The organism is Oleiphilus sp. HI0066, from assembly GCF_001635725.1.
On record NZ_LWFH01000712.1, the window covers coordinates 1 to 901 of the forward strand.

At 46.2% G+C, this 901-nt stretch carries 1 protein-coding gene; it reads right to left on the minus strand.

The genetic code is table 11. The features are described 5' to 3' along the window. Positions 1–901, minus strand: a 901-nt coding sequence (locus A3738_RS08835; protein WP_156504120.1) for a sulfatase-like hydrolase/transferase, incomplete at both ends; no start/stop codon positions are given.

Below are 901 nucleotides of genomic sequence, written 5' to 3' on the forward strand. Positions count from 1 at the left end.
TCGCGGAATCACGTTAGAGTAGTAATCCTCTTTCGTTGAGAAATGAAATTTCCACGGTCCCATTCTCACTGCAGTTAGTTTACTTTCGTAATAATGGAACAAGTGATTTCGTTCAGAATGATCGGATAGCCCCATCCAGTAATCAAGGTTGTTCACACCATCAATATACTGTTTTTTCTGCTCGATCATTTTCTCTTTGACGTCAGGCACACCGCCGGCCGTAGCTAGAGTGGTAAATAAATCTTGATGCGCTTGAATACCATTTAGCTTGGTACCGGCTTTGATTTTATTCGGCCAGCGAACCATTGTTGGCACACGCACGCCACCCTCGTATGTCGTCATCTTTTCACCTCTAAAGGGTGTGGTGGCGCCATGAGGCCATGAGCTATGCTCAGGGCCATTGTCTGTAGAGTAAACAACGATGGTATTCTCTGCGAGACCTTGCTCGTCCAGCCAATCGAGCACAAGACCAATATCATGGTCATGCTGCATCATTCCAGCGCCGTGGTAATCGGATTCCGAAGTATACTTCTCAACTTTATTCAACCATTCAGTATCGATACGCGTGTATAGATGCATTCGGCTGGTATTCATCCAAACGAAAAATGGCTCCTCCGCTTCCTTCGCATTTTTTATAAATTCAAACGTGCGCGGAATCACTTCACCTGCATCAAAGTTTTTCATTCGCTCACGAGTCAATGGTCCGGTATCTTCGATAGTCTGTTTTCCAACCACACCGAAGCGAGGGTCTTCCGTTGCATCATAGATGTCGGTCGCAAGCGCATGCACCACTCCGCGCGTCCCAAACTTTTTCTCGTACTCTTCCAGGCTACCCGCAAAGGCTTTACCAAAATTTTGATAATCTCTCTGTTCAGCCTCTTCTTGGGTATTGAGATGGTAG